This is a genomic window from Shewanella sp. AS1 (assembly GCF_021412565.1).
Taxonomy (GTDB): Bacteria; Pseudomonadota; Gammaproteobacteria; order Enterobacterales; family Shewanellaceae; genus Shewanella.
Window position 1 is genome coordinate 201,529 of sequence record NZ_JAKCLJ010000006.1, and the last position, 16,481, is coordinate 218,009.

The following is a 16,481-nucleotide window of genomic DNA, read 5'->3' on the forward strand; positions in this document are numbered from 1 at the left end:
TTATGGGCAAGGAGACTGACACCCCAACCCGTGGCCGCCGTTCTAAGGTGGACTTGCTTCCCGATGATATCCGCAAGCGGTTGGATAGTGGCCTGCGCGATGGCTCTATCACTCAGATGGAGCTGCTCGAAGAGGTCAATGCGCTGATTAAAGCCGCAGGGCTACCCGAAGAGCAGCAGCTATCCCGTGCAGGGATCAATCGTTACGCCACCAAGATGGAGGCCGTGGGCAAAAGCCTGCGCGAAATGCGTGAGATCACTCAGGTGTGGACGGCAGAACTGGGTGATAAACCCACGGGAGAAGTCACCAAACTGATCCTTGAAATGGCGCGTTCACAGCTGTTTAAAGCCCTGTTAAATCAAGATGGTGAAGCGGCAGACGTGGGCATGATTAAAGAGGCCATGTTGGCGGTGCAGCGGCTTGAGAGTGCCGCCATGGCCAGTCATAAGCGCGAGAAAGAGATCCGCAAACTGTTTGCCGAAGAGGCGGCCAATGCCGTTGAGCAAGAGGCTAAGGCCGCAGGGCTGACAGAGGAAGCGGCCGAAGTGTTGAGAAACAAAATCTTGGGGATCGCTTAATGAATCAAGCTGTGAATGTCGGTGCTATAGGTAAAGTCGACGATGGTACCACCGCAATTGCAAAGGCGGTTAAGTCTGCCATTTCCACTTTTGACCACGACTTTGAGGCAACCCAGCTTAGGCAGTTTGATCCAGGTGAGGTCTTGCTGGGGTACCAGAAACGCTGGCTGGAAGACAGGTCACAGCTGAAAATCGCCGAGAAATCCCGCCGTACCGGCTTAACCTGGGCTGAGGCTGCCGATGCCGCATTAATGGCCGGCACCGCCCGTGGCCATGGTGGTACCAATCATTTCTATGTGGGCAGTAATAAAGAGATGGCGCGCGAGTTTATCGATGCTGCTGCCATGTGGGCCAAGGTGTTTGACAGGGCTGCAGGTGATATCTGCGAAGAGGTGTTTATCGATGAAGGCAAAGATGGCAAAGAGATCCTCACCTTTGCCATTTACTTTGCTTCTGGCTTTAAAATTCAGGCGCTGTCCTCAAACCCATCTAATCTGCGGGGTATGCAAGGTAATGTGACCATCGATGAGGCGGCCTTTCACGACCGCTTAGCTGAGGTGCTTAAGGCCGCGCTGGCACTGACCATGTGGGGCGCCAAGGTGCGCCTCATCTCTACCCACAACGGCATCGACAATCTGTTTAACGAGCTGATTAATGATTCCCGTGCCGGTAAAAAAGATTACTCAGTCCACCGTATCACCTTAGATGATGCCTGCGGTGAGGGCTTATATCAGCGTATCTGCCAGGTGCGTGGGACACAGTGGAGTCAGCAAGCGGAAGATGACTGGAAGGCAGGCTTGCTTAAAGGTACCGCCACCGAAGAGGACGCCCTGGAAGAATATGGCTGCGTGCCTAAGTCGGGCGGTGGTACTTACATCAAACGGGTGTTGATCGAAGAGGCCATGGTGAAAGATGGCTCCATTCCTATCTTGCGCTTCACCGCCCCCAAAGATTTTGAAACCTGGTCTGATGCCCATCGGCACATCCAGGTCAAAGAGTGGTGCGAGCAGATTCAGCCTCACCTGGACACACTTAACCCCTTATGGAATCACGCCTTTGGGGAAGATTTTGCCCGTCGGGGGGACTTGTCGGTGTTTGTGCCGCTGGAGATAAAACCGGATTTAAGCAAGCGCACCCCCTTTGTGTTGGAGCTGGCCAAGCTGCCCTACGACACCCAGCGCCAGCTGCTGTTCTATGTGTGTGATCATCTGCCGCGTCTGCAAGGTATGGCCTTTGATGCCACGGGTAACGGTGGCTACTTGGCCGAGGCCGCCATGTTCCGCTACGGCACCGATATGGTGGATCAGGTGATGTTGTCTGAAGCCTGGTACCGAGAATGGATGCCCAAGTTAAAAGCCGAGTTTGAAGACCTGAACCTGACTATCCCACGCCACCAGGATGTGCTTGATGATATGGGCAAGATCAAAGTGGTTAACGGCACACCAAAAATCGACAAAGGCTCAGACAAGAGTGCCGTCACGGGACAGCAGCGCCACGGTGACTTTGCCGTCGGTTTGGTGATGGCCATTCGCGCCAGCTGGATGGAGGGCAGTGTCATTGAATACACCCCGCTACCCAGCAAGGCCAGCCGAGATGATGACGACCTATTTGATGACCACCATGATGACGACCTCTATGCAGGCAGTTATGAACAAGGAGCCTGGTAATGGCTGAGACTCATACAGACAAGCAAACCGACACTCATACCGACAAGAACGGCACCCGCTATAAGGTGAGCGACAAGCAGCTGACGACATCGCAAACCGATAAGGCGCGGCTCGCCCATCTGCAGTCACACTACGCCAGCCACCCTACACGAGGGCTGACACCGACCAAACTGGCGGGCTTGCTGCAGCAGGCCGAACAGGGCGATTTGATCGCCCAGTGTGAGCTAGCCGAAGACATGGAAGAGAAAGATGGCCACATCTTCTCTGAGTTGCAAAAACGCCGCCGTGCGCTGCTGGGCGTGGAGTGGCAAATTGTGCCCCCCCGCAATGCCAGCGCCGCTGAACAGGCCGATTGTGAGTTGCTGCATGAGCTGCTCGATGACCTGTCGATTTTGGACGATCTCATCTTCGATATGTCGGACGCCATCTTAAAAGGGTTTTCAAACAGCGAGATTGTCTGGCAGCGCCAGGAGAAGTTATGGCTGCCTGAGGCGTTTAATTTTAAAGATCCCAGTTGGTTTATGTTACCTGGCAGCGAGAGCGGCCTCAGCCGCAACGAGCTGCGCTTGCGCGATAACAGCCTGCATGGTGAGGCGCTGCAGCCCTTTGGCTGGGTCAGCCATATCCATAAAACCAAGTCAGGCTACTTGAGCCGCAATGGCTTAGCTCGGGTGCTCGCTTGGCCCTACCTGTTTAAAAACTACAGTGTTAGAGACCTCGCTGAGTTTCTGGAGATCTACGGCTTGCCGCTGCGTCTGGGTAAATACCCCGCTGGTGCCGGTAAAAGCGAGAAGGCTACCTTGCTGCAGGCGGTGATGAGCATCGGCCACAATGCCGGTGGCATCATCCCCAAGGGGATGGAGATCGACTTTACCGAGGCGGCCAAGGGCGGCAAAGATCCGTTTGAATACATGGTGTCGCTGATGGAGAAAACCATCTCTAAAACCATTTTGGGCGGCACGCTCACCAGTCAGGCCGACGGTAAAAGCTCGACCAATGCCCTGGGTAATGTCCATAACGAGGTGCGTCAGGAACTGCGTGACTCAGACCTCAAGCAGATCGCCAATACCCTCAGCCGTGACTTAGTGCTGCCGCTGTATATGCTCAACGGCAAGAGCTATCGCCATAGCAGCCGCGCGCCACGGCTTGAATTTAACCTGGTAGAGGCCGAGGACATCAAAGCCTATGCCGAGTCGCTGCCAAAGCTGGTTGAGATTGGCTTTGCCATTCCGCAGTCCTGGGCACAAGAGAAACTGCAGATCCCCATCGCGCAAAAGGATGAGCCGGTACTTGCAATTGGTGCTAAGTCATCCGAGCAGGAGGTGAGTCAAACAAAGCTGAAGCAGTTGGCAATAAAACGCATTGTGGCACTTAAACAACAGGCCGAGCAGCAAGACGTTGTTAATGATGATCAGCCATTGGATGAGATGAATGTTCAGCTAGTGGATGAGATGAGCCCAGTGTTGCAAGGCTTTAGCGATGAGGTGCAGGCGCTGGTTAATGGTGTAACGTCGCTGGAAGAGCTGCAGGTCAAGCTGGCCGAGCTGGACTTGAATATCGACGAAGCCAGTGAGATCTTGCAGCTGGCCATGGTATCGGCAGATCTTGCGGGTCAGTATGACGTGAGTGAGGGGCGCTAGCTATGCCGACAAAAGTCCGTTACGGCAGCCTACCCTTTAACGAGCAGATCAGCTTCTTTCGCGATAAGCTCAACCTGCCCACAGAGCGTTGGAACGATATTTGGCAGGGAAGCCATGCCAAGGCGTTTGTGGTGGCGGGGGCAATGAAACATGATTTATTAGTTGATCTGCGTAGCGCCGTCGATGCCGCCATAGCCGATGGCAAGTCGCTTACCTGGTTTCAGTCAGAGTTTAAAAATATCGTCGCTAAACACGGCTGGGCACACACAGGCAGCGCCGCTTGGCGTGCTAAAGTGATCTACCAAACCAATATGCTGCAAAGCTATAATGCGGGGCGTTACGCGCAGCTACAGCAGTTTGATTATTGGCGTTATGCTCACGGGGATAGCCGCTATCCACGCGAACTGCACCTTAAGTGGCATGGTACTGTTTTGCCAAAGACCGACCCTTGGTGGTCAACGCATTTTCCCCAGAACGGCTGGGGTTGCCGGTGTCGGGTCTATGGTGTCAGTCGATATGACATGGAGCGCCGTGGCATCACCGTGACACCCGCACCAGAGGACGGTGTCAGAGACTGGACGGATAAACGTACCGGCGAAGTGCATCAGATACCCAAAGGTATCGACCCCGGCTTTGACTACAGCGTGGGTGAGGCTAGTTTAGGGAAACGGTTAACCAGTGAGCAGATGCAGGCATGGCAGGCACAAAAGGCCGATGCTTGGCAAAGTTTGACCTCGGACACCTGGAAGACGTTGGGCTTACCTGCGGTGTTGCCTGCTATTAACACCAGCGCGGTGCTGGCACCCAGTGCGCAAACGCTGGATGAACTCAGCGATACTGTGCATAAAGCCTTTGGTGAGGAGGCGATTGTCTCTGGCCCCACCAACAGCCTGTCGGTTTACATCAACAGTGCCGCCTTGGTTGAACACCTGAGTAAAGACCTACACCGCTCACGTTTTATTCCCCTACTGACCGATGTGATCGCCACACCGCAGGAAGTGTGGGCCGCGTTTGAAAAACATCTGGGTACGGGTAAGGTGGCGCTGCGCCTGAGGTATATCAAAGTCGTTAATATCGGCAAAAACAAAAGCCTGTTGTTGGTCGCCCAGGTGGTTAAAGGACGTATCGAGGCGTGGACATTTATTCCCTTAACGCCGGGTAGCTATCTTAACAAACAGCGTCGTGGCAGTTTGTTATATTCGGCAGATGGAGATGGGAAGGATGAGTAATTTGCTAAAGTGCCTGCTATCCGTGTGGTGATAGCTACACTGGCAATTAATTCTCACGCCACACCGCAACCGAATTAATCCACCTGCGCTGAGTATAAGGCAATTATTGTAAGGGAGGCAAGATGGCAGGTAGTTACATCAAGGTCGATTACCGTGGCGAAAAGGGGCTGACCAAGGCGCTCAACAGTCTATTGAAACAAGGCCATAATCTATCGCCGGTGCTGGGAAAGATTGGGGCTTATCTACACGACAACACTCAACAACGCTTTGTGGATATGCAGGCACCCGATGGTTCGCCATGGGAGCCGCTCAGTAGCACGACATTGGATATGAAGGCCGCTAAAGGGGCAAGGCTGGACAGAATTCTGTCCGATGTCGGCACTCTGGCCGATACCCTGCATTATCAAATCAGTAGTGACACCTTAAGCCTAGGGAGTAATGAAGTTTACGCTGCCATGCATCAGTTTGGCGGTATTACAGGGGAACGCAGTTGGATCCCAGGTGTCGAAATCCCCGCCCGTGAGTTTTTAGGCATGGCGCCATTTGAAAAGGATGAGGTGGAGGCGATAGTGGGCGATTACCTCATCCGAGGGTTGCCTTAACCTTTCTTGATTTACTCCGAAGCTCTCAGAGGCGATTTAAGCCCTTAACTAACCTTTTGTATCTCCTTGTATTCACCAGAACCAGTTAAAAGCGTTAAGAGAGATTTAAACAGGGTTTAAACTGGGTTATGCTGCAAGGAGATATTAAACATGGATGCGTTTTAGTGAAAAAGACCTTTGCTGAGTGTTTGGCTCAATTTCAAAACGATGTGAAACCTAACTCATAATTCCCGAAACCTTTCCAATCCCCACCTGATCCGTGACCCCGCAATATGGGGTCATGAAAACACATACCGCGTTTGAATCCATAGCAGTCCTGACTGCCCAAACTGCCCACCTAGCCGGTGAGGGCGAGTCGCTGGCGGCGCTCAATTTTACCTTGGCCGCCATCGATACTGATGCCGACGCCGACAAAACAGGTGCTGATAAGAGCATTGCCCGCCGGGTGCAGCTGCTGCCCGATGGCCTGTTTTCGGCCAAAGATGGTCGCCCCTTTGACGTGGACAGCGGCAAGTGGCTGATGGATGACCTGGCCTTTGCCATGCTGCAGGCCAACGCTAACGCCCGCGAAAACGATTTCCATTTTGACTATGAACACCAGACCCTCAACGCCGATGACAATGGCAAACCCGCCCCTGCAGCAGGCTGGTTTAAGCAGCTGGAGTATGTGCCAGGGCAAGGGGTGTTTGCGCTGAATGTTGACTGGACTGCGCCTGCAGCCCAGTACATTACCAATAAAGAATACCGCTATACCTCGGCGGTGTTTGCCTACGACACCCAAAGCGGTCGTCCCACCCGTTTACTCCATGTTGCCCTGACCAATGACCCGGCGCTCGATGGCATGAAAGCCATTGCCGCACTTAAGGCCGGTCATGGCCGAACTGACTCACCCAACCTGATAGAAGGAAGCCAACCGATGAATGAAGCACTCAAACTGTTACTGGGTTTAATTGGTATCGAAACCGAAGGTGACTTAAGCAACGAAGCCGCCTTAAAAGCCGCGACGGATAAAGCTGAAACGGCCATTGCTGCCTTAAAAACCAAGGCTGATCGCGCAGGCACCCTGGAAACTGAGCTTAACCAGGCAAAAGAAACTGTGACCGCCCTTAAAGCCAAAGAGGGCAAGGTTGACTTGAGCCAGTATGTGCCCAAGGTCACCTATGACGCCCAGGTGACCGCCTTTGCCGCCCTCAAAGCGGGCAATGACAAAGACTCTGTCACGCAGTTGCTCAAAGACAACGCCGACAAGGTGTTTGAGTCTGAAACCGATTACCTCAAAAGCTTTGCCGAGCAGCAAGGTGTCGCGGCGCTCAAAGCCATGCTGGAGGCTCGCCCCTCAATTGCCGCGCTTAAATCCACCCAGACCAATGGCAAAGACAAGCCAGATGGCAACAAGGATGAGCTGAGCGCCGAAGAGTTGGCCGTGTGTAAAAACATGGGCATCACGGCTGAAGAGTACAAGGCGGCCAAGGCGTAAGCCGGTTTACCCATTCGCGCTGCGCGCCATGGCGAGCAGTTAGTTAACTTAAGCAAAAGGAGCCTAACCATGGCGTTAACCAAAGACAGAGGCACCCCACAACGTGCCAACGATTTACGCAGCGACCCAGTGGCGGCGGCAACGATGATTTATGCCGGTGCGATTGTGATGCTCGATGCATCAGGCAATGCCGTGCCCGGCACTACCGCGACGGGCCTCAGCGCGCGCGGCGTGGCACAGGCGCAAGTGGACAACAGCGCAGGCAATGCCGGAGATAAAAGCATTACTACTCGTAACGGCTGCCACCGTTTCTTAAACGACGGCACCATCACCCGTGCCGATATCGGCGCGAGTGCCTATGTGGTGGACGATGAGACAGTGGCCAACAGCGATGGCGGTACCACCCGCAGCGCATTGGGCACCATTGTCGATGTCGAGGCCGTGGGTGTGTGGGTGGATATCGCCTAACGCTCGCTGTTGCTCAGCCCAAGCGTAGCGATAACCGATTTTATTATTCATCAGTAAGGAATCAGCAATGATCATTAACAAGGCTAATTTATCGTCCCTGTTTGTCGCCATTAAAACGGCGTTTAACAAGGGCTTAAAAGACACAAACCCCCAGTGGCAGAAAGTGGCGACCTTAGTCCCGTCCACCACAGCCAGCACCACTTACGCCTGGCTGGGCCAGTTCCCGCGTTTACGTGAGTGGATTGGCGATCGCCAGTTAAAGAGCCTGGCAGCCCATGCCTACAGCGTGGTCAACAAGAAGTTTGAATCGAGTGTGGCCATCCCCCGTGATGACATCGATGACGACACCTATGGCGTGTTTACCCCGTTGTTTGAAGAGATGGGCTATGCCGCGGCAACCCACCCGGATGAACTGGTGTACGCCTTGCTGGCAGCAGGCTTTACCACGGCCTGTTATGACGGCCAGAACTTCTTCGACACCGACCACCCTGTCGGCAATGAAGATGGCGGCATCACCTCGGTGAGTAACATGCAGGCCGGTGCCGGGGCGCCCTGGTTCCTGCTGGATGTGAACCGTCCGATTAAGCCGCTTATCTTCCAGCGTCGCCGCGATTACGCCATCAAGGCGATGACCAAAGACGATGATGAAGCGGTGTTTATGCGTGACGAATACCGCTACGGCGTCGATGCCCGAGTCAATGCCGGCTTTGGTCTGTGGCAGCTGGCGTTCGGCTCGAAAGCTGTGCTGGATGCGGCCAACTTCAAGGCGGCGCGCACGGGGATGAAGAGCCTCAAGTCTGACGAGGGGCGCCCATTGGCGGTGATGCCTAACTTGCTGGTGGTGGGGCCAAGTAACGAGGCGGCTGCCGAAGCCTTGATCATGACCCGCACCTTAGATGGCGGTGGTGACAACCCACTGTACAAGACAGTTGAGGTGCTAGTGGTGCCTTGGCTGGATTAACCCAGATTAGGATTATCAACCTTTCTCTCCCTTGGTGGGTAAGTGTAAGCGAAGTAGCTTACCCACCACTTTTAACTTGGAGCATACATGAAATGGCTAAATTACTTATTACACAGGCTGTTATCGTTACCTGTTTGGTTCACGCTGGCTATCGCCGAGCGGGTGTGGCGCTGGCTAAGGGTGAAAACCGCTTTGAAGGCAATACCTTCACTGAGGCTCAGCTGGCACAGCTTTGCAGCGATCCACGCCTTAAAGTGGTGGCGGCAGACGACGCAGCGCCACAAGCAGATCCATCAGCACTATCGCAAGGGGCCCTGGCATCAGCAGCAGTGGATGGCGGCGTAGACAAAAGCCTTGAAGGTACCATTGCCGGTGTACAAGAGCATGATGGCACGGTTAAGTCGCTCGATGACATGACGGTAGCTGAGCTTAAGCAGCTTGCTGAAGACATGGAGATCGAGGGCTTCAAGGGCATGAAGAAAGCCGAATTGGTCGCCGCTATTGGGGCAATCAAGGTGGAAGTGCCTGCAGATGCTGACAGCGACCTGAAAGACGAAGGGGCTGAGTAATGCCTTACGCCACGGCTGAGCAGATGATAGCGCGTTTCGGTGAGCAGGAGTTAATAGCGCTCACCGACCGCGACGGCACAGCGGGTGGTGTGGTGATGACGGTGCTGGACACGGCAATCGCTGATGCCAGCGCCATCATCGACGGCTATTTGGCAGGGCGCTACGCCTTGCCTTTGGCCAATCCGCTCCCCGTGCTGGCTCGTTTGTGCTGTGACATGGCGCGCTATGGCCTGTACGACGATGCCGTCAGTGATGCCGTTGCCAAACGTAATGATGACGCGGTGCGATTCCTGGAGAAGGTGGCTCAGGGCAGCATCACCTTAGGCGTCAGCAGTGAAGGCGCTCAAGCCGTCCCTCAGGATATGCCCGAGATCCACAGCGCGGGCAGTGTGTTTGCCCGGCCAAGCAGTAAAGGGTTTATCTGATGCAGGATATCGTCGCGCTGCTCAAAGCCAGACTCAATCCTGCAGATGCCCTCTGGGTGGATGTGGATGGTCTGTCGCAGCTGTCTGCGCTGGATGATAAGACCAAGACCCGTCTGCCTAAGTTGTTTGTGATTGAACTGAGTGAACAGGCGCGTCCCGATGTGCGCGGCAGCGGCCCCTATCTGCAGTCATTGCAGCTGGAGGTGGGGGTGATCTGTGTGATGGCCACCATCAATGGCACGCCGGGCAATTTAACCCCGATGCGCGAGCAGGTGCGAGGGCGCCTGTTCGGCTGGTCACCCAGCAATGAACATGAGCCACTGTCGCTTGCCGGTGGCCGCCTACTAAAACTTGGTGATCGTTATATCGCCTGGCTCGACCGCTTTATGACTGAATACACCGCAGATGCGAATCACCTCTAGCTGTCATGCCAGGGGCTGAAAGGAGATAAACCATGGCTCGTAAATTTAGAAAAAAAGCGTTGGTGTTTGCCACCGAATTGACTTACGGCGTCGATGCCATTGCGGCGGCTGAGCCTGCCACGGCGGTGTTAGGCCGTGAGGTGAAGATCACCCCAATGGCGGGCGAGAATACTGAGCTTGATTATGATGACGGCAACTTAGGTAACAGCGCCGAAATTGAAACCGAAACCTATGTCAGCCTGGAATTTGGGGTGGATTGGGCCGGTAGCGGCGTAGCCACCACAGCCCCGGCTTATGCGCCTTTGCTGGATGCCTGTTTGCGCAAGACAACAGTGGGCGCTTCCAGTGTCGATATGGCTATCGATGAAGCGGGCACAAGCTCGCAGACCTTTTACTTCTATTTGGATGGCGCGCTGCATGCCTTAGTGGGCGCACGCGGCAGTTTCAAGCTGGAAGCCAAGGCCAAAGATTTCCCTAAGATCATGTTTACCTTTACCGGCTTATTTGTGGCGGTCAGTGCCGATGCCATGCCGGTGACTGACTTTAGCGCCTGGAAAACACCGATGAAGGTGGGTGCGGCCAACTCGTCCTGCAGCTTAGATGGCAACGCCATAAAGCTTATTAGCTTTGAATATGACCAGGGCAATGAAGTGGTGCACCAAGAGTATGTTGGCCATGAAGAGGTGATCATCACCGATTACAAGCCAAGCGGTAAGCTGGTACTGGAGGCCGATACCTTGGGCAACTTTGACCCGTTCGCGGCTAATACGGCAGTGCTGCCATTTAACCTGACCCATGGCGAGGCCACTAACCAGGTGATCTTTGCCACCAGTCAGCTGCAGCTAGGCCGCCCTGAGTATGGTGAGCAAGATGGCACTTTGACCTATGAGATCCCTGTGCGTCCACTGGGTAATGGCGATCTTCTTACCACCCAATAACCCATTTCGCTCAATATAGTTAAGGAAAAATAATGACTAACGCATTTGTGTTTAGCCCAGAACGTCAGGTAAAGCAGTGGCCCGCCACCATTAAAGTGGCGGCCGATGGTGGCAAAGTCACTGAACTTGAGATTTATCTCGATCTCAATTTACTGCCCACAGACAAGTACATGGACAAGTTAAGTGAGGGTAATAAAGCCCTGTTTGACGCTATTTTAACGGGCTTTAGCGGCATTAATGCCACTGATGGTTCACCACTGGCAGACACTGAAGAGAACCGTGCGGCGTTATATCAGCACGCGCCTTTTACCGATGCGCTGCTGCATGCTTACCGCGCGGCCAATACCGGCGAGGCGGCAAGAAAAAACTGATAGACGGTGTGCGCGAGCTGTATTTGCGCACACCCACCTCAAAAGCCGAGCAGCGCCAGTTAGATAAGGAGCTGCAGCTGCTGGGGATTGAGGACAAGGCCCCCGAAGAGGATGCGCCGATTGTGTTTTGGGATGAACATGAGGCGGCGCTGAACTGGTGGTGGCAGGTGCAGGATCTGCTGCGGTATAACGAGTGCGTCTGTATGGGGCTCGATGTGCTGGCGGTCAAGGCTGACAGTGAGTTAAGTGGCCGCGAGGTGTCGGTGGAGGATTATCAGAAGCTCAGGCTCATCGCCCATACGGTGACCGAGCTGTTTAATGACAAGCTTACGACTTAGGCAGTAACCACCACAGCACCAGTTTGGCGAATAAGTGGCAAGCAAATGCCACACACACTACAAAGCCTAATAGCAGTACCAGATTCATATTTGCTCCACACTTGTTAGCCAAAAAGGTATGAGGATGAATGATTTAAAAGTAGCACTGACCTTAAGTGCCGATGGCAAACAACTGATCGCCACTGTCAACAATACTAAAACGGTAGTCTCTAATCTTAATACTAAGCTGGGCCAAACGAAAGGTGCCAGCAATCAAGCTTCTCAGGGCTTAAGTCAGCTCGACCGTCAATCGGCCGCCACGGCCAAGTCAATTAAACATATGAGCCACATGGCGCTGAGCGCCTTTGCTGGCTTGTCAGCCATCAATTTAGGTCAGAAAGTTACCCAGGACTTAGCCGCCTTTCAGGATGTGCGTACCCGGTTGCAGAGTTTATCGGGTACCACGGCCGCCTATGCCAATAATGAAAAGTATCTGCTGCAGCTGACCCGTGAGCACCATAAAGAGCTTATTCCGCTGGCGGATAACTATGCGGCCATGCTCAATCTGGTGGACTCTGGCTTGTTAACTCAAAGCCAGTCACGTGCGATTTTAGAGGGCATGAGTAACGCCCAGTCAGCCTTAGGTGCCAGCTCGGTGCAGCTGGGCCAGTCCATGTATGGTCTGTCGCAGGCGTTAGCCTCGCCCATAGTGCGCGCCGAAGAGCTGAACCAGTTGGTTGAGCCCATGCCAGGTTTGCTTAATAAGATGGACAGAGCCGCTGGACTCAGTGCCGGTGGCTTTAGGCGTATGGTGCTTGAAGGTAAGGTGACCTCCGAGTTTTTGCGCAACAACCTGATTAAAGCGTTGCAGGAGTACGAGGGTGCAGCAGCGGCGACCGCTGCCAACATCAGTGCTCAGACCCGCGACATGAAAAACGCCTATCAGCAATTGTTGGTCGCCTTTGAAAGCCCGATTAATGACAGTTTAACCCCGGTTTTATCGGCTGTTACCGATGGCTTAACCTGGGCGACGGATAATGCCAATACGCTGCAGCAAGTGTTTGGTGGAGTCGTGGTAGTGGCATTGACTCGTGCGACTCAAGCGGGGGCGCTGCATGCAGCGAGCTTAGTTAAAAATGCCTATGCGGCGGCAGCGACTCGCATGGCGACTATTGCAGCAGCAGAGGCAGAGGTGCAACGGGCTAAAGTGCAGCGTGCGGCTGCGTTGACATCGGGACAAGCTGTAGCTGCTGAAGCCAGATTAACCGCTGCCCGAGAAGCACAGACGATTGCAACCAAGCAGGCGACTTCGGCTACGCGAGCATTTGGTGCAGTGACTGCATTGGTCGGTGGCCCTGTAGGTTTTGCCCTGATGGCGGCATCGGGTATTGCTTATTTAGCCTATGAGGCATCTTCTGCTGAAAAGCCAATCGCAGGTTTAACGAGTGAAGTTGAAAAGCTTAATAGCAAACTTAACTCAATGAATGATGCTCAACGTGGTATCGAACTCAGTAAACTATCGACAAAAATGAATGAGTATCGGCAGAAGATGATCGATGCTCAGGCTGAAATAGATAGCTTAATAGCGAAAGGCTTTACTGGCTCAGATACTGCAGTCATGTTTAGTGTTAAGCGTATTGAGGAACTTGAGGCATATATTGGTAGCCTAGAGGCAAAGCTTAACGATGCGAGTGAAGCGCAGCAGAAGCTGTTTAATGTGGGATTGCCTGAGTTAACGAACTCTCCGGGGGATTCATCCAGTACGTCCACAATTGACAAGCAACAGCAGCAGCTACTGGATAATCTTACCAAGCAAAAGGCCCTCTATGGCGAGGTGAGCGAAGCGGCCAAGGTGCGCTATGAGATAGAGCATGGTGCGTTAAAAGACCTCGACCCTGTGGTCAATGCCAAGATTTTACAGACGGCCAAAGAGATCGATGCCGCCAAGGCCAGTGCCGATGCGACTAAGGCTGCCAAAGATGCCGCTAAAGAACAGGCAAAAGAGCTGAAAGCCTTGCTGGCCGTGCTCGATCCTGTCGGCAGCGCCGCCGATGAAATGGCGGCCAAAGAGCAATTGCTAAAAACCTATTTTGAAAAGGCTAACGTGCCGCTGGAGCGGCGTAAGCAGCTGCTGGCTGCACTGAAGAGCGAATATACTAAGCCCTCTGAGTTCGACAATTTGCGCGGTAAGCTGGATCCGGCCTATACCGAGCAGCAAAATCACACTGAAAACTTGGGGATCCTCAATGCCGAACTGGCGGCCACCCCTGAGACTGAGGCGCTAAAGCGTAACCAGATTAATCTGCTGATCGAGGCTGAACAAAAGCGTCACGCAGAGGCGATGAAAGGCATTAATGGCGATGTGGCCATGGACTTTGATCAGCTATGGGAAAACAGTGTCGATCGCTTCTCTGCTGGTATTGGCCAAGTGACTGCCGATGCCATGTTTGAAGCCAAAAATTTTGGTGAGGGCACTAAGGAATTGTTGCGGGGCGTGAGCAAAGAGGCGATTAAGCTGCTGGTTGAATGGGGTGTTCAGCGAGCGTTAGCAGCCGCTAAAGATATGGCGCTAACTAAGACACAAGGGATCGCGACCAAGGCAGAAGCCGCCTCGACAGGAACCGCTGTAGCGACATCGATGGCACCCGCTGCAGCCACCTCGGCAATGGCCTCATGGGGTAGCAGTGCCGTGGTCGGTATGGCGGCGATGATGGCGGGGATCGCCTTGTTGCCAAGCATTATCGGTCAATTCCACGGCGGCGGCACCATCCCCAGGGAGGGGACTTATCTGCTCGATGGCGGCGAAACCGTGTACACCCGCAAGCAGCAACAAACCCTGATGAATGCCATGAGTGCCAGCGCCAATGGCGGTGGTGGTCGCAAGCAGCTGAGCATCGAGCAGCACAACACCATAGTGGTGAGCAATGAGGCGCAAGCCGACAGCTTAGCCGACGTATTACCACAGCTGGTGGCCATGACCAAAAGCGCGGTGGTGGAGGATCTTAATAATCGTGGTGATGTGTGGCAGGCGAGTCGGTAGTATTTGCGCTCAGCAGCGAGCCGCGTTATTACTATTGGTCAATTAATTACTATGAGGTTGGCTAATGGAATCTAAAGATATTTTTAATGTTGCAACAATCGAAATATTCAGACTCTGCTTGGAAGAGTTTCCATCGGAAGTTGAATTAGACCATAAGAAGATTGCCAGAGAAGTCGGTGAGTTTTTCCCTGAACCAACAGATGAAGTGAAGCTTTTTCAACACTTGGGTTTACTTAACCAAAAAGTGCAAGATACGATTTCATGGTTAACGCATGAGGGATATATACGTGTAAAAACAAATTATGTTTCTCAACCAAGTTGGTATGTGGTCACGCCTAAAGGATTACAGGCCGCCAGTGTAACGATTGATAGCCTTGAGAGTAAGCCAACATTTGCCGATGTCATTAAAGGTGGGGTAAAAGAAGTAACATCAGCCGCAGTGCCAGCGATTATTGGCGCATTTCTAAAGTAATCCCGAAACCTTTCAAATCCGCTCAACCACAGCAGCCAGCCACAATGGGGTATCACTTTTATGATGCTCAATTTGGTTGGCTATGGTCACATTTCCCGATGACATTTTTCCTACTCAGTGCGATTGGCGGTTAGTCCATCGCACTCGTGCATTTAGCAACCCCTATAACAACCAGGTGCAAACCTTAAGCCTGCCTGGTGCCTATTGGGAAGCCAACCTAACCTTTAGCAACTTAAGCCGTGCCCAGGGCGCAAAGCTGCACAGCTTTGTGGCATCGATGCGCGGCATGGCCGAGCGTACCCAACTGCATGACCATGCCATCAGTAACCCGAGCTTTGCCTCAGCACCGCAGGTTTTAGGTGGCGGGCAAGCAGGCAAACAGCTCAATGTCACTTGGTTGGCGAATGCCATTTTACCTGCAGGTCACTATATCCAGGTGGGCTCACAGCTGCTGGTGCTGACCGCCGACGCCGTGGCCGATGCCGGTGGCGCTTGCACCTTTACATTTGAGCCTGCGCTCAGAGCATCGCCCGCCAATGGTGCAACCGTTACCCTAGATACGCCACAGGCCACCATGCGGTTTATTGATGACAACCAGGGCATGCGCCGCAGCAGCAAAAAGCTGGTGTTATCGAGCGTGAGCCTGTCGTTCGTGGAGGATATCTACGCATGATAGGTTTCGCTACCCCGCAACTAAAAGCCTACCTGCGTCAGAGTAATGTGTGCGCCATTTTGCTGACCAAACTCGACTTTGCTTCTGGCCTGGTGTGTGTGCATAGCGGTGTCGGCACTATTGCTTATGATGCTGACAGTTATTTAGGGGTTGGCGTGCTGGGGAAGATTGGCGCGGTCACGCAAAACGGCAAGGTGCAGCCTAACAAGCTGCGCCTGACGCTTTCGGGCATCCCGCCTGCGCTGGTGTCTACCGCCTTAACCGAGCAATACCAAAACCGTCCTGGACAAATTTTATTAGCCGCCTTTGATGAGCAAACCGGCACTGTGTTAGCGGCCGATGTGCTGTTTAGTGGCCGGATGGATGTGATGACGCTGCGCGATGGTAGCAGCGCCAGTTTACAGCTGGATCTTAATAGCCGTGGCGTGGACTGGAAGCGCGCCCGCAATGGCCGCTATACCCATGCCGATCAGCAAGCCCGTCATCCGGGGGATAATTTTTTCGAGTTTGTTGCCCAGACCACTGAGCGTGAGCTGCAGTGGGGTGTGCCCGGTGGCAGTGCCAAGCTGTCTGGCGGTGGAAGCCGGGGCGGGGATGGCAGCAACAGCACTGGTCGCCGGTCACAGAAGTAG

The 16,481-nt window shown here is 53.7% G+C and carries 18 protein-coding genes; all 18 read left to right on the forward strand.

From position 1 onward, the window contains the following. Positions 1-2 precede the first annotated feature (2 nt). Positions 3-578: a DUF3486 family protein gene (locus tag LZP69_RS10585; protein ID WP_234200510.1), complete on the forward strand. Its 576-nt coding sequence runs from the start codon at positions 3-5 to the stop codon at positions 576-578. After that, on the forward strand, positions 578-2,245 hold the full coding sequence (locus LZP69_RS10590; RefSeq protein ID WP_234200512.1) for a hypothetical protein: 1,668 nt from the start codon (positions 578-580) through the stop codon (positions 2,243-2,245). The genes LZP69_RS10585 and LZP69_RS10590 overlap by 1 nt, the downstream gene beginning before the upstream one ends. Further along, the gene (locus LZP69_RS10595; RefSeq protein WP_234200514.1) at positions 2,245-3,885 is read left to right on the forward strand and encodes a DUF935 domain-containing protein; all 1,641 of its coding nucleotides are present in this window, start codon (positions 2,245-2,247) and stop codon (positions 3,883-3,885) included. The genes LZP69_RS10590 and LZP69_RS10595 overlap by 1 nt, the downstream gene beginning before the upstream one ends. Before the next feature lie 2 nt (positions 3,886-3,887). Further along, complete coding sequence (locus LZP69_RS10600) at positions 3,888-5,114, forward strand: PBECR2 nuclease fold domain-containing protein (RefSeq protein ID WP_234200516.1); 1,227 nt, start codon at positions 3,888-3,890, stop codon at positions 5,112-5,114. A gap of 122 nt (positions 5,115-5,236) precedes the next feature. Continuing rightward, the gene (locus tag LZP69_RS10605; protein WP_234200521.1) at positions 5,237-5,716 is read left to right on the forward strand and encodes a phage virion morphogenesis protein; all 480 of its coding nucleotides are present in this window, start codon (positions 5,237-5,239) and stop codon (positions 5,714-5,716) included. A 280-nt stretch (positions 5,717-5,996) separates the two neighbouring features. Next, the gene (locus LZP69_RS10610; protein WP_234200525.1) at positions 5,997-7,193 is read left to right on the forward strand and encodes a phage protease; all 1,197 of its coding nucleotides are present in this window, start codon (positions 5,997-5,999) and stop codon (positions 7,191-7,193) included. Positions 7,194-7,262: 69 nt separating this feature from the next. Beyond that, positions 7,263-7,661 (forward strand): hypothetical protein, encoded by a 399-nt coding sequence (locus LZP69_RS10615; RefSeq protein WP_234200526.1) that lies wholly within the window; start codon positions 7,263-7,265, stop codon positions 7,659-7,661. 67 nt (positions 7,662-7,728) lie between these two features. Beyond that, entirely contained in the window at positions 7,729-8,622 is an 894-nt protein-coding gene (locus tag LZP69_RS10620; protein WP_234200527.1) for a Mu-like prophage major head subunit gpT family protein, read from the forward strand. Positions 8,623-8,714: 92 nt separating this feature from the next. After that, positions 8,715-9,191: an HI1506-related protein gene (locus LZP69_RS10625; protein WP_234200528.1), complete on the forward strand. Its 477-nt coding sequence runs from the start codon at positions 8,715-8,717 to the stop codon at positions 9,189-9,191. Continuing rightward, positions 9,191-9,616 (forward strand): gp436 family protein, encoded by a 426-nt coding sequence (locus tag LZP69_RS10630; RefSeq protein ID WP_234200529.1) that lies wholly within the window; start codon positions 9,191-9,193, stop codon positions 9,614-9,616. The genes LZP69_RS10625 and LZP69_RS10630 overlap by 1 nt, the downstream gene beginning before the upstream one ends. Continuing rightward, positions 9,616-10,038: a phage tail terminator protein gene (locus LZP69_RS10635; RefSeq protein ID WP_234200530.1), complete on the forward strand. Its 423-nt coding sequence runs from the start codon at positions 9,616-9,618 to the stop codon at positions 10,036-10,038. The genes LZP69_RS10630 and LZP69_RS10635 overlap by 1 nt, the downstream gene beginning before the upstream one ends. A 32-nt stretch (positions 10,039-10,070) precedes the next feature. Further along, positions 10,071-10,976, forward strand: coding sequence for a hypothetical protein (locus tag LZP69_RS10640; protein WP_234200531.1), 906 nt, complete (start codon positions 10,071-10,073; stop codon positions 10,974-10,976). Positions 10,977-11,008: 32 nt separating this feature from the next. Further along, positions 11,009-11,347 (forward strand): hypothetical protein, encoded by a 339-nt coding sequence (locus tag LZP69_RS10645; RefSeq protein ID WP_234200532.1) that lies wholly within the window; start codon positions 11,009-11,011, stop codon positions 11,345-11,347. Between the two features lie 23 nt (positions 11,348-11,370). Next, complete coding sequence (locus LZP69_RS10650; RefSeq protein WP_234200534.1) at positions 11,371-11,685, forward strand: hypothetical protein; 315 nt, start codon at positions 11,371-11,373, stop codon at positions 11,683-11,685. A gap of 124 nt (positions 11,686-11,809) precedes the next feature. Continuing rightward, positions 11,810-14,704, forward strand: a complete 2,895-nt coding sequence (locus LZP69_RS10655; RefSeq protein WP_234200535.1) for a tape measure protein — start codon at positions 11,810-11,812, stop codon at positions 14,702-14,704. Between the two features lie 64 nt (positions 14,705-14,768). Beyond that, positions 14,769-15,176 (forward strand): hypothetical protein, encoded by a 408-nt coding sequence (locus LZP69_RS10660; RefSeq protein ID WP_234200537.1) that lies wholly within the window; start codon positions 14,769-14,771, stop codon positions 15,174-15,176. An 82-nt stretch (positions 15,177-15,258) separates the two neighbouring features. Next, complete coding sequence (locus tag LZP69_RS10665; protein ID WP_234200538.1) at positions 15,259-15,849, forward strand: hypothetical protein; 591 nt, start codon at positions 15,259-15,261, stop codon at positions 15,847-15,849. Further along, positions 15,846-16,481 (forward strand): hypothetical protein, encoded by a 636-nt coding sequence (locus LZP69_RS10670; RefSeq protein WP_234200539.1) that lies wholly within the window; start codon positions 15,846-15,848, stop codon positions 16,479-16,481. The genes LZP69_RS10665 and LZP69_RS10670 overlap by 4 nt, the downstream gene beginning before the upstream one ends.

Excerpts from the sequence above, each read along its gene's own strand:
- LZP69_RS10610 (WP_234200525.1), top strand. The coding sequence starts at position 5,997 with ATGAAAACACATACCGCGTTTGAATCCATAGCAGTCCTGACTGCCCAA.
- LZP69_RS10590 (WP_234200512.1), top strand. The coding sequence starts at position 578 with ATGAATCAAGCTGTGAATGTCGGTGCTATAGGTAAAGTCGACGATGGT.
- LZP69_RS10660 (WP_234200537.1), top strand. The coding sequence starts at position 14,769 with ATGGAATCTAAAGATATTTTTAATGTTGCAACAATCGAAATATTCAGA.
- LZP69_RS10665 (WP_234200538.1), top strand. The coding sequence starts at position 15,259 with ATGGTCACATTTCCCGATGACATTTTTCCTACTCAGTGCGATTGGCGG.
- LZP69_RS10585 (WP_234200510.1), top strand. The coding sequence starts at position 3 with ATGGGCAAGGAGACTGACACCCCAACCCGTGGCCGCCGTTCTAAGGTG.
- LZP69_RS10620 (WP_234200527.1), top strand. The coding sequence starts at position 7,729 with ATGATCATTAACAAGGCTAATTTATCGTCCCTGTTTGTCGCCATTAAA.
- LZP69_RS10645 (WP_234200532.1), top strand. The coding sequence starts at position 11,009 with ATGACTAACGCATTTGTGTTTAGCCCAGAACGTCAGGTAAAGCAGTGG.
- LZP69_RS10600 (WP_234200516.1), top strand. The coding sequence starts at position 3,888 with ATGCCGACAAAAGTCCGTTACGGCAGCCTACCCTTTAACGAGCAGATC.
- LZP69_RS10615 (WP_234200526.1), top strand. The coding sequence starts at position 7,263 with ATGGCGTTAACCAAAGACAGAGGCACCCCACAACGTGCCAACGATTTA.
- LZP69_RS10655 (WP_234200535.1), top strand. The coding sequence starts at position 11,810 with ATGAATGATTTAAAAGTAGCACTGACCTTAAGTGCCGATGGCAAACAA.
- LZP69_RS10625 (WP_234200528.1), top strand. The coding sequence starts at position 8,715 with ATGGCTAAATTACTTATTACACAGGCTGTTATCGTTACCTGTTTGGTT.
- LZP69_RS10605 (WP_234200521.1), top strand. The coding sequence starts at position 5,237 with ATGGCAGGTAGTTACATCAAGGTCGATTACCGTGGCGAAAAGGGGCTG.
- LZP69_RS10595 (WP_234200514.1), top strand. The coding sequence starts at position 2,245 with ATGGCTGAGACTCATACAGACAAGCAAACCGACACTCATACCGACAAG.
- LZP69_RS10670 (WP_234200539.1), top strand. The coding sequence starts at position 15,846 with ATGATAGGTTTCGCTACCCCGCAACTAAAAGCCTACCTGCGTCAGAGT.
- LZP69_RS10635 (WP_234200530.1), top strand. The coding sequence starts at position 9,616 with ATGCAGGATATCGTCGCGCTGCTCAAAGCCAGACTCAATCCTGCAGAT.
- LZP69_RS10630 (WP_234200529.1), top strand. The coding sequence starts at position 9,191 with ATGCCTTACGCCACGGCTGAGCAGATGATAGCGCGTTTCGGTGAGCAG.
- LZP69_RS10640 (WP_234200531.1), top strand. The coding sequence starts at position 10,071 with ATGGCTCGTAAATTTAGAAAAAAAGCGTTGGTGTTTGCCACCGAATTG.